We start from the raw sequence: 14643 nt of genomic DNA on the forward strand, positions 1-14643 counted from the left end.
AAAGGATGAATAAGCCTGCTGATTTGCGCTACAGGCGGACGCTTTCCACGGGCTTGGCTTCAGACTCCTCAGGCCAACAGGATGTTGGTCACGAAGGCGTTGCCACACGATGTGGCGCACTTAGCCTTTGATCCTTTTTGGCGCTACTGCGGGGTCTTCAGCTCAAGCTAATCCCGCAGAGTTGTCCGTCTTCCGCTACAATCAATATAATGTGTAGTGCATAGCCTATCGCTTAGATGATAATAGTAGTAATAAGTGTTCTTAAAATAAAGAAGCGAAATAGCGAACGAAATTGCATCTTCGGGGCCCGCACGATGCGGGTCAAGCAGTCGTTGCGCTCGCGTTGTCGCGCACTTAGACTGTCATCCCCTCTATGAATAGTCAAGTATCTTTTTTCTAGTTAACCAAAAACGCATTAACCTGTTTCTAATAGTTGTAGGAGAGTAACGGACAGGCAAACGCCATAAGATTACCGAAAAAAGTGATATTGGTTGTGACGGACGTCACAACCAATATCTCTAAAAATTTACTCGGTCATCATATAGCAAAATTTTTGTCCGAAGTGCTTTGAAAAAGATAGAACCAGGTTATGAACGTAAAGGACCGGGCGCCTATTTGTCCGGTTTTTCTTAAAAGTGAGATTAATGACAATCTAGAAAGTAGGTGACACTTTGGCAAGGAAGAAAAAAAGACCAACAAAAAAGCCAACAAAAAAAACAATGCATCCACTTCTGTATGAAATTATTGGTCTTCTAATTATTGGATTATCTATCATTTCGTTTTTTGAATATGGACTTGTAGGAGAATTTTTGGCTTATATAAGTTATTTCTTATTTGGAAATTGGCATATTGCGGTTCCATTTATGCTCATCGTTTATGCACTTATCATCATGATTAAACAATCAGTCCCTGCATGGAATCATCGATTACTATTAGGTTGTGCATTTGTATTAAGCAGTTTGCTATTGTTTAGTCACATCGCTTTATTTCAACAATTATTTGATGGAAAAGCATTGGTGACGAATTCTGTCTTAAGAGAAAGCTATCGTGTTCTAGTTGAAAGTGGTGGAATCATCGATAGAAATAGTTCGTTAGGTGGTGGAATGATAGGTGCAATATTCTTTGCGACATTCCACGTTCTCTTTGATTCGGCAGGAGCAAAAGTAGCTGGCTGGCTTATGTTATTTATAGGGATCGTATTACTGACTGGAAAAGCACTTGTTCCTTATTTAGTAGAGTCATTTCCGAAGCTAAAAGAAAGCTTCTTAAATAGACCGAAGAAAAAGAAAGTAAAACCTACCCCAACTCCTCCGAGAGGCCAGTCCCGTCGAAACAAAAAACAGGCTGCTCAGGAAGAAGCGGTTACAGTAATAGAGTCAGTTCCTATAGCAACAGAAGAAGTAGAGCAATCCTCTTCACCTATTATATCTGCATTCACTGAACGAATAGCTAGAAAAGCAGTGGTTGAAGAACCTTCTGAACCTGTTGAACCATTGGAGATTAATATGGAAAATGGAACAGTTGAAAACGAAGATTATCAATTGCCTGCTATTAGCTTATTAGATGCACCTGCTCATAGTGACCAAAGTGGAGAACTAAATGCAATCCAAGCAAATGCTAAAAAGTTAGAGCAAACATTTTTAAGTTTCGGAGTAAAAGCAAAGGTTACTCAAGTTCACTTAGGACCAGCAGTAACAAAATATGAAGTTCTACCCGATGTTGGTGTAAAGGTTAGCAGAATTGTTAGTCTACATGACGACCTTGCCCTAGCGCTAGCTGCGAGAGATATTCGGATTGAAGCACCTATTCCTGGTAAATCAGCGATAGGCATTGAAGTGCCAAATAAGGAAGTAGCGATTGTAAGCTTACGAGAAGTTCTAGAATCTGAAGAAAATGATAAACCAAATCTGAAGCTACTAATAGGTTTTGGGAGAGACGTTACTGGACAAGCCGTTCTTGCACAATTAAATAAAATGCCACATTTACTGGTTGCAGGTTCTACTGGTAGTGGGAAGAGTGTATGCATCAATGGAATAATTACAAGTATTATGATGCGTGCAAAACCCCATGAAGTAAAAATGATGATGATCGATCCTAAAATGGTAGAGCTTAATATGTATAATGGTATTCCACATTTGCTTGCACCAGTAGTAACCGATCCAAGAAAAGCATCACAGGCCTTGAAGAAAATCGTATCTGAAATGGAAAGAAGATATGAATTATTTTCTCATACGGGCACACGAAATATGGAAGGCTATAATGAGCATATTGACAGATGGAATGAAGAAAATGAAGAAAAACATCCGAAACTACCATTTATAGTAGTAATTGTAGATGAGTTAGCAGATTTAATGATGGTAGCTTCTAATGATGTAGAAGATTCTATTACTCGCTTAGCTCAAATGGCTCGTGCTGCGGGTATTCATTTAATTATTGCTACACAAAGACCAAGCGTAGACGTTATAACTGGGATTATTAAAGCTAATATTCCTTCTAGAATTGCGTTTGCAGTATCTTCAGCTATTGACTCCAGAACTATTCTAGATATGGGAGGAGCAGAAAAACTACTTGGTAGAGGAGACATGTTATTCCTTCCAGCTGGTAGTTCGAAACCAGTCCGAGTGCAGGGCGCATTTTTATCAGATGCAGAAGTTGAAAGAATTGTAGATTTTGTTATTGAACAACAAAAGGCAAACTATCAGGATGAAATGATTCCAGATGAAGTGGAAGAATCTGCAGAACAGATAGATAGAGATGAATTATATGATGATGTTGTCCAACTCGTAACAGAAATGCAAACTGCTTCTGTGTCATTGCTTCAAAGACGATTTAGAATTGGTTATTCTAGAGCAGCGAGAATTATAGATCAGCTAGAACTTAGTGGAGTTGTCGGACCTTATGAAGGAAGTAAACCAAGACAGGTTTTGGTCTCCAAACATACCGTAGATGATGATATAATATGAGTCAAAAGGTTAATTAGTATAACACTTTACAAGAAAAGTATGACAAAATCATTACAAATTCATACGTTTTTTGTAAAGACTTTTAACCTAATATAAATAAAAGTATTTATTTCATCTTTTAAAAATGGTATAGTATGACTGATTAGTAGGAAAGTTTTACATCAGAGGTCTGATCTCTTCAAAATGGTGGTGTTTTAGATGACAATAAAAGTAGACCATCGTCATTTATATCTGCAAGTGATTGATCGTCTTAAACAAGACATCGATAAGGGCATATTTAAAGAAAAGGAAAAACTTCCTTCTGAATTTGAATTAGCCAAGTCGCTAGGAGTAAGCCGTGCAACTTTAAGAGAGGCTCTTCGCTTATTGGAAGAAGAAAATGTAATAGTCAGACGACATGGTGTGGGTACCTTTGTAAATTCTAAGCCCATATTCACATCGGGTATCGAACAGCTTTCAAGCGTTTCTTCTATGATTCGTAAAGCTGGAATGGAGCCAGGTACTATTTACTTGAGTTCTATGCAAGCGATTCCATCTGAGGATGATATTTTAAGATTTCAATGCGGTGATGAGCAATCGGTTGTTACGATGGAACGTGTCCGTACTGCAAATGGCGAACCGGTAGTGTATTGTGTCGATAAGGTTCCGAAAAATTATTTACCTAATGATTTCCTCATTAGAGAAGAAGGCTCTATTTTTACTGCACTAGAAGAGTCTGGAGAAATACATATTTCGTATGCGGTGACGTTCATTGATCCTGTGGGTTACCACGAGATTGCATCACCAACTTTGAATTGTGAGCCAGAAACTTCATTGCTTGTTTTAAAACAACTCCATTACGATGAAAACGATCGTGTGGTTTTGTACTCGAAAAATTATTTTCGAGCTGATAAATTTAGCTTTCACGTTGTTCGGAAAAGGGTGTAAAATGTAACAATTCCTGCTAATAAGAAAAAAAATGGGGGTTTTCAAATTGACAAAGCGTAAATTTGGATTAGGTTTATCACTAGTACTAGCTGCTGGAACAATTCTAGGGGCATGTGGGTCTGATGAAGAAAAAACATCACCAAAAGATTCAGAAGGTTCTGGTTCTGAAGGTGCAACTGAAGCAGTAGATTTTTCTCTAGCAATGGTAACTGACGTTGGTGGAGTAGATGACAAATCTTTCAACCAACTAGCTTGGGAGGGTATTGAAGCTTTTGGTAAAGAAAATGGTCTTGAAAAAGGCGATGGTGGATATGACTACCTTCAATCAACTGGTGATGCTGACTATATTACAAACTTAAATAACTTAGTACGTCGTGACTTTGATGTAGTTTATGGAATCGGTTTCTTAATGGAAGAACCAATTGGTACTATTGCAGACCAAAAACCAGAAGCACAACTAGCAATTATCGATGCTGTCGTAGATAAACCAAACGTTGCATCTGTAATGTTCAAAGAGCAAGAAGGTTCATTTTTAGCAGGTGTTGCTGCTGCTCTAATGTCTGAATCTAAACAAATCGGTTTTGTTGGTGGGATGGAAATTCCAGTAATCGAACGTTTTGAAGCTGGATTCCTAGAAGGCGTTAAAGCTGTAGATCCATCGATTGTAGTGGATGTACAATACACTGGTAAATTTGATGATGCTGCACTTGGTAAAACAACTGCTAACCGTATGTATTCTTCAGGCGTAGATATTATTTTCCACGCTGCTGGGGGTACTGGTAATGGAGTATTTGCAGAAGCAAAAGAACGTAAAACAAAAGATGCTAATGCAAACGTATGGGTTATCGGAGTTGACTCTGACCAATACGAAGAAGGTGCTGTTGGCGATACAAACGTAACGCTTACATCAATGCAAAAACGTGTTGACATCGCGGTTCAAACAATTGCTAAAGACGCAATGGCTGGAAACTTCCCTGGAGGGAAAACAGTAACTTATGGTTTAGCAGAAAAAGGAGTACAGCTTGCTGATTCTCGCGGAGCTATCCCACAAGAAATTTTAGATCAAGTTCAAGAGTACTCAGACAAAATTGCTGCAGGGGAAATCGTTGTTCCTGAAACAGTAGAAAAATAGTATTAACAAACATCATAAAGACCGATTCTTCTCGGTCTTTATGATATTTTAAATTAATAGACGAAAGATTTTGAAAATTTAAAGTCTTTCTTGTATTAATTTAGTACTAGTATGATAGTGGGGAGTGAATTCATTGGATTATGTAATAGAGATGCTTGGCATACGGAAAGAGTTTGGATCGTTTGTTGCAAATGATAACATTACCCTTCAGTTGAAAAAGGGAGAAATACATGCTCTTTTAGGAGAAAATGGTGCTGGTAAATCCACACTTATGAACGTTTTGTTCGGTTTATATCAACCAGAGGCCGGCGAGATAAAGGTAAAAGGGAAGACGGTTAAAATTACAGACCCGAATGTTGCAAATGATTTAGGTATTGGGATGGTACATCAGCATTTTATGCTCGTGGAGAACTTTACAGTAACAGAAAATATAATATTAGGAAATGAGTTAACAAAAGCAGGCATTATCAATATTAAAGATGCGGCAAAAAAAATTCAAAAGCTTTCAGAAATGTACGGATTGGATGTAGATCCAAATGCGAAGATTGAAGATATTTCTGTTGGGATGCAGCAACGAGTGGAAATTTTGAAAACGCTTTATCGTGGTGCTGATATACTTATTTTTGATGAGCCTACTGCTTCGCTGACTCCGCAAGAAATTAATGAGCTTATACAAATTATGAAGCGTTTAATACAAGAAGGTAAATCTATTATCTTGATCACGCATAAGTTAAAAGAAATTATGGATGTATCTGACCGAGTAACGGTTATCCGCAAAGGTGAAGGAATTGGCACAATTGTTACCGCAGAAACTAACCCAAATGATTTAGCGTCATTAATGGTTGGTAGACAAGTAGAATTCAAGACTGTAAAGGGTGAAGCACATCCTACAGATGATACGCTTGTTATTAAAGACCTAATTGTAGCAGATTACAGGGGAATTGATAAAGTTAAAGGACTAAACTTAACAGTCCGTAAAGGTGAAATTTTAGGGATTGCTGGAATTGATGGAAATGGTCAAAGTGAGTTAATTGAGGCAATCACAGGCCTACGAAAATCTAAATCTGGTTCTGTAACTATAAATGGAATAAATGTGACCAATAAAAAACCACGTAAAATTACGGAGTCTGGTGTAGGACATATTCCACAGGATCGTCATAAGCATGGATTAGTTTTAGACTTTTCCATAGGTCATAATATTGCCTTACAAACATATTATCAAGATCCTATTTCAAAGAATGGAATTATTAATTATTCGAAAGTTTCCGAGTTAGCGCAAAAAATTATTAATGATTTTGATGTGCGTACACAAGGGGAGCACACACCTGCTCGAGCACTTTCTGGAGGAAACCAGCAAAAAGCAATTATTGGACGAGAAGTTATTCGTGATCCAGAATTGCTGATTGCTGCATTACCAACACGTGGACTTGATGTAGGAGCTATTGAATTTATACACCAGCGTCTTATTGAACAACGTGACAATGGAAAAGCGGTACTTCTGCTTTCCTTTGAATTAGATGAAGTTATGAATGTATCTGACCGAATCGCAGTTATTTATGATGGACAAATTGTCGATACATTATTGCCTAAAGAAACTTCCGAACAAGAGCTTGGGTTATTAATGGCGGGTCAAAAAAAGAATTCAAACATAGGTAAACAGGGGGAAACAACTCATGTCGAATAGACTAATCAATATACTTGTCCCTGTAATTTCTGTTATTTTAGGGCTGTTAGTTGGAGCAGTGGTTATGTTGGTAAGTGATTATGATCCAATAGCTGGCTATGCCGCATTATGGAATGGGATTTTTGGGGATGCTTATGCAATTGGAGAGACTATCCGTCAAATTACTCCTTATTTACTTGCAGGTTTATCTGTAGCATTTGCTTTCCGTACGGGATTATTTAATATTGGGGTTGAAGGACAATTATTAGTTGGATGGTTCGCAGCATCCTATGTTGGGATTGCGTTTGATCTACCAATGTATATCCATTTACCTTTTGCTATTATAGCAGCAGCATTAGCTGGAGCAGCATGGGCTTTCATTCCAGGTCTATTAAAAGCTAAATTACAAGTTCATGAAGTAATCGTTACAATTATGATGAACTACATTGCTTTACATACAACGAATGCTTTAATCAAAGTAGTATCGGATGGTGGAGACAATACAGGAACAATTCATGCGACGGCTTCATTAAAATCAGCATTTTTTGAAAGCATCACAGACTACTCTCGTTTGCATTATGGTATTTTCATAGCACTTGCTATGGTTTTACTAATGTGGTTTATATTGGAAAAAACAACAACTGGCTATGAGTTAAAGGCAGTTGGATTTAACAAACATGCATCTGAATATGCAGGTATGAATGTAAACAAAAGCATTATTCTTTCAATGGTTATTTCCGGAGCATTTGCCGGACTAGCAGGTGCAATGGAAGCTTTAGGTACGTTCCAATACGCAAATGTTAAAGGTGGATTCACTGGTATCGGTTTTGATGGAATCGCAGTTGCTTTATTAGGAGCAAATACACCACTGGGAGTTATTTTCGGTGCGGTACTATTCGGATCCTTAAAATATGGGGCTCTCAATATGCCAAACGAAGCTGGTATTCCAGTAGAAATAGTTTCTATTGTAATAGCTATTATCATATTCTTCGTAGCGTGTGGTTACGTTATTCGCTATTTCCTTGAAAAAGCGAACAAGAAAAAGGAGGCGAAGTAATATGAGCTTCTTAGATGTGTTATATTTCATTATCCCTGCCGCTATTTTCTATGCTGCTCCATTAATCTTCACAGCGATCGGTGGAGTATTCTCCGAACGATCTGGTGTTATTAACATCGGGTTAGAAGGTTTAATGGTTATGGGTGCTTTCATCGGTATTCTTTTTAACTTAATGTTTGTGGATACGTTTGGAGCAATGACTCCGTGGGTTGCATTAATAGCAGCAATGGTTGTTTCTGGATTATTCTCCGTTATGCATGCCGTTGCATCGATTTCTTTCCGTGCAGACCAAACAATATCCGGGGTTGCGATCAATATGTTAGGGGTTGCAATTGCCCTGTTCTCTGTGAAAATGATATATGGTAAAGGACAAACAGATTATATTCAAGAGCGATTTATCCGTTTTGATATACCTTTACTAAGTGATATTCCCGTAATTGGACCAATGTTTTTTAAAGACGTTTATGGAACTTCCATTTTAGCGATTGGTATCGCTGTGATGGCTTGGTTTGTAATTTATAAAACTCCATTTGGATTACGCTTACGTGCTGTTGGGGAACATCCAATGGCAGCAGATACAATGGGGGTAAACGTTACAAAAATGCGTTATATTGCAGTTATTTTATCTGGTGCACTTGCAGGATTAGGTGGAGCAGTTTACTCTCAATCGATTTCTGGTGAATTTAGTCATACTACTATAAATGGTCAAGGGTTCATGGCTCTTGCAGCAATGATTTTTGGTAAATGGCATCCACTTGGAGCACTAGGAGCAGCATTGTTCTTTGGATTTGCTCAAGCATTAAGTATTGTTGGTGGACAGATTCCATATGTGCAAGAAGTTCCAACTTACTTCTTGCACATCTTGCCTTATGCTTTAACAATATTGGCAGTAGCTGGGTTTATAGGAAAAGCACATGCACCAAAAGCAAGTGGAATACCTTATATTAAAGGAAAACGATAATAGAATTGCATTCTGTAATAAAGTGGAAATTTAATAATGCATAAAGGGACCAATTAATTGGTTCCTTTTTGTTTGTACTGATATAATTAGAACATGTATAGTGAATAGCTATCTGAGATACACTAGAAAGAAAAAGGGGGATCACTTATGTTTCAACAATTTGAACTTGCAAGTGGCGTTAAGCTTTTTGTGAGACCTACAGAACAATTTAAAACGATCAATATCTCTTTCAAATGGAAGCAGCCTTTAACGGTAGAAAATGCGTCTAGGCGTGCAGTATTAGCGAATATACTACAATTCAGCAATGAAGAATACCCAACAAATGCGGCTTTTAGAAAGCGTTTAGATGATTTGTATGGAACTGTTTTATACTTCGATACAACGAAAAAGGGAATTCACCATATTTTTTCTTTGAATGCGGAAACCGTAAACGATGCATACTTATCCAACGAAAAAATTGTCGATGAAGTATTCTCTTTATTACATACCGTTATTTTCAAACCAAACTTGGCAAATGGGAAATTTGATGAGTCAATAGTTAAACGAGAAAAAGAACAAGTTATTGAGCGTATTCAATCTATGTATGATGATAAAACAAGATATGCACAGCAACGTTTGTTAGAGAACATTCGTCCAAATAGTCCAGCTTCTATTACATCCAATGGTACAGTGGAGGCTGTTAAATCTATTACAAACGATCAACTAATCGATATGCATCATGATTTACTAACAAAAGATGATTTATCTATCTACGTAGTTGGAGATGTAAACGTGCAGGACATAAAAGAAAAAATGCAGAGTCATTTTACTTTCGCTGACCGTACAGAAAAGATTGAAATAGCAGTAGATGTACCTAATGAAACGACTAACGAGAAATTTCTTCATGAAATACAAGATATGAAACAAGGTAAACTTCATATTGCCTATCAAACACCTATCACTTTTTTCTCAAAAGAATTTCCAGTGATGCAGCTGACAAATGGTATTTTAGGTGGATTTTCACACTCTAAGATTTTCATGAATGTACGGGAAAAAGAAAGTATGGCCTATTATGCATCAAGTAGCTACTCTTCACTTTACGGATTAATCTTTGTGCTAGCAGGAATAGATTCTAACTTACAGGAAAAAGCAGTTGCACTAATCGATGAACAACTAAAAGCATTGCAAGCTGGCGATATTTCCGACTTAGAATTAAACCAAACGAAATCAATGCTTACCAATCAACTGAAAGAGGCTTTAGATTCAGCGCGTGCTCAAATTGAAATATACGATCAATATAAAGAGCTGAATGCATCCTTTACCGTAGAGGACTGGGTAGAAAAATGGAAGCATGTAACGAAAGAACAAATACAACAAATGGCATTAACTATTGAAAAGGAATTTGTTTATTTCCTTTCAGGTAAGGATGGTACAGCGAATGAATAAAACATATTTTGAACAATTAGAAGAAACATTATACTATGAAACACTTCCAAATGGTTTAGATGTCTATATCTTGCCGAAAAAAGGGTTTTCGAAGACATTTGTTACTTTCACTACAAAATATGGCTCGATTGACCGTGAATTTATTCCTTTAGGTAAAGATGAACCTGTCGTTGTTCCTGATGGAATTGCTCATTTTCTAGAACATAAAATGTTTGAAAAAGAAGAAGGGGATGTATTTCAAAAGTTCAGTGAGAAAGGTGCATCTGCCAATGCATTTACTTCTTTTACTAGAACTGCGTACTTATTTTCGTCAACTGGCCATGTATTAGATAATACGAAAACCTTGTTAGATTTCGTTCAACAACCTTATTTTACAGAACAAACGGTTGAGAAGGAAAAGGGGATAATAGGTCAGGAAATTACGATGTATGATGACCAGCCGGATTGGCGTTTATACTTTGGAACTATTGAAAATATGTATAAAGAACACCCTGTAAAGATTGATATTGCAGGTACGATTGAAACTATTAGCCACATTACTGCAGACCATTTATATGAATGCTACAACACGTTCTATCATCCATCAAATATGGTTTTATTCGTAGTGGGAGCAGTCAATCCTGATGAGATGATGGACTTCATCAAAACAGATCAAGCAGCGAAGACATTTGAGGAACCGCAAACAATTAAACGATTCTACCCTGACGAGCAAAAGGCAGTAGATATAAAAGAACGTACGCTTCAGATGGATGTACAAAAGCCTAAAGTTTTATTTGGCATTAAAGCAAGTAATACTGATATTTCTGGTGACGAAATGTTAAATTACGAACTAGCGATGCAAGTTGCGATTGAAATGATTTTTGGTAGAAGTTCTGCATTTTATCAAGAAATATACGAAAACGGATGGATTGATGAATCTTATTCAGCAGACTTTTCTATGGAGCAGGGCTATGGTTTTACAATGATTGGTTCCGATTCTGTCAATCCGACTGAACTGACTAAGAAAATAAAAGAAACTATTAAAAGCTACGCCTCTAATTGGAATGTGGCAGATGAAGATTTACAACGTATTGTCCGCAAAAAAATTGGCTTTTTCTTACGGGCACTAAATTCCATAGAATATATTGCAAATCAATTCACTCGTTACTCTTTCAATGATATGAATTTATTTGATGTAGTTCCTGCTTTAGAAAAACTAACAATGGATCAGGTGAAAGTAGCATTCCGATCGTTAATAGACGAAGACGCTCATACAGTATTTACAATTTTACCTTCTGGGAAAAATAATGAGTAAAAAATTTGCATTGGTGCTAGGTGCATCTGGTGAAATTGGTCATGCAATATGTCTTAATCTTGCGGAAGCCGGTTGGTCCATTTACCTACACTATGCAAATAACAAAGAAAACGTAGAAACATTATTAACAAAACTAAACGAATCCTATCCTAAACAAGAGTTTATCGTTGTCCAAGCGGATATGAGTAATCCAGAATGCATAAAGAAAATAGCAGATTCAGTATTTACACTTCAATCAATCGTATTTGCCCAAGGACATAGTCTATACAAAGCATTAGAGGACACTAGCTTAGATGATATTCGTTTACTATTTCAAGTGCATGTAGAGCATCCTATGGCCTTATTAGGTAAACTAAATAGCAAGCTTCGAAAACAGACTAGTAGCTCGGTCCTTTTTGTGGGCAGTATATGGGGCGATACTGGTGCATCTTATGAAGTTGCCTACTCTGCTGCTAAAGGAGCTCAGCATGCCTTTGTAAAGGCATATGCTAAAGAGGTTGCCTTACAGCGAATAAGAGTAAATGCGGTTGCGCCTGGATTTATCGATACAAAAATGAATGCTCATATTGATGAGGATGCTCGTCAACTGATCCTTGAAGAAATTCCTACTGGTTTTTTTGGTACTACGCAAGATATAGCGAATGCTGTCGAATTTTTAACAAGCGAAAAGGCGAGTTATATAACTGGTCAAATCATTCGAGTAAATGGCGGTTGGTATATATGAGTTGGTGTGTCTCCCTTAAAAGGAAGCCAACGGAATAGTTTAACTTAGATAAAAAGAAAAGAGAGAAATACACACTCTTTTCTTTTTTTCTTTTATTCGACTACAAAATCATATATGATAGAACTAATCATGAAGTGAAACGTCATCTATTGAGAAGGGAAAGATATAACATGGCTAGTGAATGGTTTTTTGAATATGAAATTCAAGTTAATCGTCCAGGACTTTTAGGTGACATTTCTTCTTTACTTGGTATGCTTCGAGTTAATATTGTAACGATCAATGGTGTGGATGAAGGTAGACGGGGTATGCTTATAAAAGCAGAGAAAAAAGAAAATATTGAACGTTTTGAACATATTGCTTCTACTATGGAAACGATTCAATTAACTAAATTTAGGGAACCTAAGCTTAGAGACCGTCTTGCAGTTCGTCATGGCAGATATATTCAACGTGATGCAGACGATAAAAAAACGTTTAGATTTGTTCGTAATGAGCTTGGTCTGTTAGTAGATTTTATGGCTGAAATTTTTAAACAAGATGGTCATAAACTTATAGGAATTAGAGGGATGCCCCGAGTAGGCAAGACGGAATCAGTGGTAGCAGCAAGTGTATGTGCAAACAAAAAGTGGATATTCCTGTCTTCTACTATGATCAAGCAAACAATTAGAAGCCAATTGGCTGGGGACGAGTTTAGCGATCGTAATATCTTTATATTAGATGGTATTGTAACCAGAAAATCAAATGATGAAAAGCATCTTCAGCTAGTAAGAGAAATGATGCGGATGCCGACTATCAAGGTCGTGGAACATCCTGATATGTTCATCCAACATTCTGAGTATTCTATTGATGATTTTGACTATATTATCGAGCTTCGTCATAGTCCAGACGAACAAATCACATATGAAATGATGGAAAAAAACCACGGAATGTCTGACAAAGGAATGACAGGCTTTGGAGGATTTGGTGGATTTAATTTTTAACGGGCAGGTGTTTTAGTTGACTGAACTTGGGGCTCGCTTAAAAGAAGCGAGAGTAGCAAAAGGTTATAGTATTGATGATTTACAAGAAATAACAAAAATTCAAAAACGATACTTGGCAGGTATTGAAGAAGGTAATTATGCAACTATGCCAGGTGCATTTTACGTTCGTGCATTTATTAAACAATATGCAGAGGCAGTTGGATTAAATGGAGACGAACTTTTAGAAACGTATAAACTAGAGATTCCTTCTCCATCAAATGAGGAAATAACGAAAAGTATTCCTGCAACTCCATCTAGAAGGACTTTAGGGGGACGATCATCGAGCAAGCTAATGGAGATTTTCCCAATGGTTATGGTTGTAGTATTTGTTATTGCAATTATCATAATGTTTTGGTTTTTATATCAAAATCGAGCAGATGATCCGGAAACAGAAGTTGCAAACGACGAGTTGGTTCAAGAACCAAAACCAACGTTTGAGGACAATGAAAATATACAACCAGATGATAAAGAAGAGCCAGTAGAGGAAGAAGCTGTAGAAGAGGTAGTAGAAGAACCGGAACCTACACAGCAGTTGACTTTCGTAGAAATGCAAGGTGTAACTTCAACATATAATTTAACGAATGCGGAAAGCTATTTAGTGAAACTAGTAGCAGCAAATACTACATGGTTAAATATTAGGGATGAAAATGACAAAACCCTTGTGGATCAATCGATAAAGGCTGGAGAAACATTCGAATTTGATGCAAGTGCATTATCTCGAGTACGTGTACGTCTTGGACACGCTCCTGGAAACACTGTTACAATAAATGATGAGGTAGTTGAATTTAAAAGTTCAGAAGTTACTCAAAACGTAGTAATACAGTTCAACAAATAGTCATCTTAGTGATGGCTATTTTATTTGATATCGAAAGGAGTTTTTTTATGAAAATGAATATACCAAACCAAATCTCTATGTTTCGTATATTTTTAATCCCTATTTTTATGTTTTTTATGCTAGTAGACTTCAATTGGGGAGATATTACACTACTGGGTGCAACAATTCCTGTAGGACATCTAGTTGGAGCAATTATTTTTATAATTGCATCGATTACGGACTTTATCGATGGTTATTACGCTAGAAAATATAACTTGGTTACGAATATGGGGAAATTTCTTGACCCTCTAGCGGATAAATTATTAGTTTCTGCTGCGTTAATCATTTTAGTTCAGTTTGGAATGGCACCAGCATGGGTAGTTATATTAATTATTAGCCGTGAGTTTGCAGTGACTGGTCTTCGTTTAATATTAGCGAATGAAGGCGAGGTAGTGGCTGCCAATCAATTAGGCAAAATAAAAATGTGGACACAAATTGTTGCGATTTCATCTCTTTTATTGGGTAATATATTCTTTGAAATGTTCCATATTCCTTTTGATATGATCATGCTATATGTCTGTTTATTCTTTACGGTTTGGTCTGGATGGGATTATTTTTATTTGAATCGCAAGGTGTTATTAGATTCTAAGTAGGAAGGAAGTTCTTC

The 14643-nt window shown here is 36.9% G+C and carries 12 protein-coding genes; all 12 read left to right on the forward strand.

The genetic code is table 11. The features are described from left to right. Positions 1-719 precede the first annotated feature (719 nt). The 12 genes from ACN6MX_RS05650 to pgsA all read left to right on the forward strand — a co-directional run bounded on the left by ACN6MX_RS05650 (position 720) and on the right by pgsA (position 14629). Positions 720-2963, forward strand: coding sequence for a DNA translocase FtsK (locus ACN6MX_RS05650; RefSeq protein ID WP_419962564.1), 2244 nt, complete (start codon positions 720-722; stop codon positions 2961-2963). A gap of 198 nt (positions 2964-3161) precedes the next feature. Next, positions 3162-3890: a GntR family transcriptional regulator gene (locus tag ACN6MX_RS05655; RefSeq protein WP_419961672.1), complete on the forward strand. Its 729-nt coding sequence runs from the start codon at positions 3162-3164 to the stop codon at positions 3888-3890. A 46-nt stretch (positions 3891-3936) separates the two neighbouring features. Next, positions 3937-5022 carry a BMP family lipoprotein gene (locus ACN6MX_RS05660; protein WP_419961673.1) on the forward strand — a complete coding sequence of 362 codons (1086 nt, stop codon included), beginning with the start codon at positions 3937-3939 and terminating at the stop codon, positions 5020-5022. 133 nt (positions 5023-5155) lie between these two features. Further along, entirely contained in the window at positions 5156-6706 is a 1551-nt protein-coding gene (locus ACN6MX_RS05665) for an ABC transporter ATP-binding protein (RefSeq protein WP_419961674.1), read from the forward strand. Next, positions 6696-7742, forward strand: coding sequence for an ABC transporter permease (locus tag ACN6MX_RS05670; RefSeq protein WP_419961675.1), 1047 nt, complete (start codon positions 6696-6698; stop codon positions 7740-7742). Before ACN6MX_RS05665 ends, ACN6MX_RS05670 begins: the two co-directional genes overlap by 11 nt. A gap of 1 nt (position 7743) precedes the next feature. Further along, entirely contained in the window at positions 7744-8703 is a 960-nt protein-coding gene (locus tag ACN6MX_RS05675; protein ID WP_419961676.1) for an ABC transporter permease, read from the forward strand. A 147-nt stretch (positions 8704-8850) separates the two neighbouring features. After that, on the forward strand, positions 8851-10128 hold the full coding sequence (gene yfmF, locus ACN6MX_RS05680) for an EF-P 5-aminopentanol modification-associated protein YfmF (RefSeq protein WP_419961677.1): 1278 nt from the start codon (positions 8851-8853) through the stop codon (positions 10126-10128). Then, the gene (yfmH, locus tag ACN6MX_RS05685) at positions 10121-11422 is read left to right on the forward strand and encodes an EF-P 5-aminopentanol modification-associated protein YfmH (protein ID WP_419961678.1); all 1302 of its coding nucleotides are present in this window, start codon (positions 10121-10123) and stop codon (positions 11420-11422) included. Before yfmF ends, yfmH begins: the two co-directional genes overlap by 8 nt. Further along, positions 11415-12146 (forward strand): elongation factor P 5-aminopentanone reductase, encoded by a 732-nt coding sequence (gene ymfI / locus ACN6MX_RS05690; protein ID WP_419961679.1) that lies wholly within the window; start codon positions 11415-11417, stop codon positions 12144-12146. The genes yfmH and ymfI overlap by 8 nt, the downstream gene beginning before the upstream one ends. A gap of 170 nt (positions 12147-12316) precedes the next feature. After that, positions 12317-13123: a DUF3388 domain-containing protein gene (locus ACN6MX_RS05695; RefSeq protein WP_419961680.1), complete on the forward strand. Its 807-nt coding sequence runs from the start codon at positions 12317-12319 to the stop codon at positions 13121-13123. 16 nt (positions 13124-13139) lie between these two features. Next, positions 13140-13997 carry a helix-turn-helix domain-containing protein gene (locus ACN6MX_RS05700; RefSeq protein WP_419961681.1) on the forward strand — a complete coding sequence of 286 codons (858 nt, stop codon included), beginning with the start codon at positions 13140-13142 and terminating at the stop codon, positions 13995-13997. Between the two features lie 53 nt (positions 13998-14050). Continuing rightward, positions 14051-14629 (forward strand): CDP-diacylglycerol--glycerol-3-phosphate 3-phosphatidyltransferase, encoded by a 579-nt coding sequence (gene pgsA, locus ACN6MX_RS05705; RefSeq protein WP_419962565.1) that lies wholly within the window; start codon positions 14051-14053, stop codon positions 14627-14629. Positions 14630-14643: the final 14 nt, after the last annotated feature.

The sequence above is a fragment of the Psychrobacillus sp. BM2 genome (genome assembly GCF_048572895.1).
Lineage (GTDB): Bacteria > Bacillota > Bacilli > Bacillales_A > Planococcaceae > Psychrobacillus.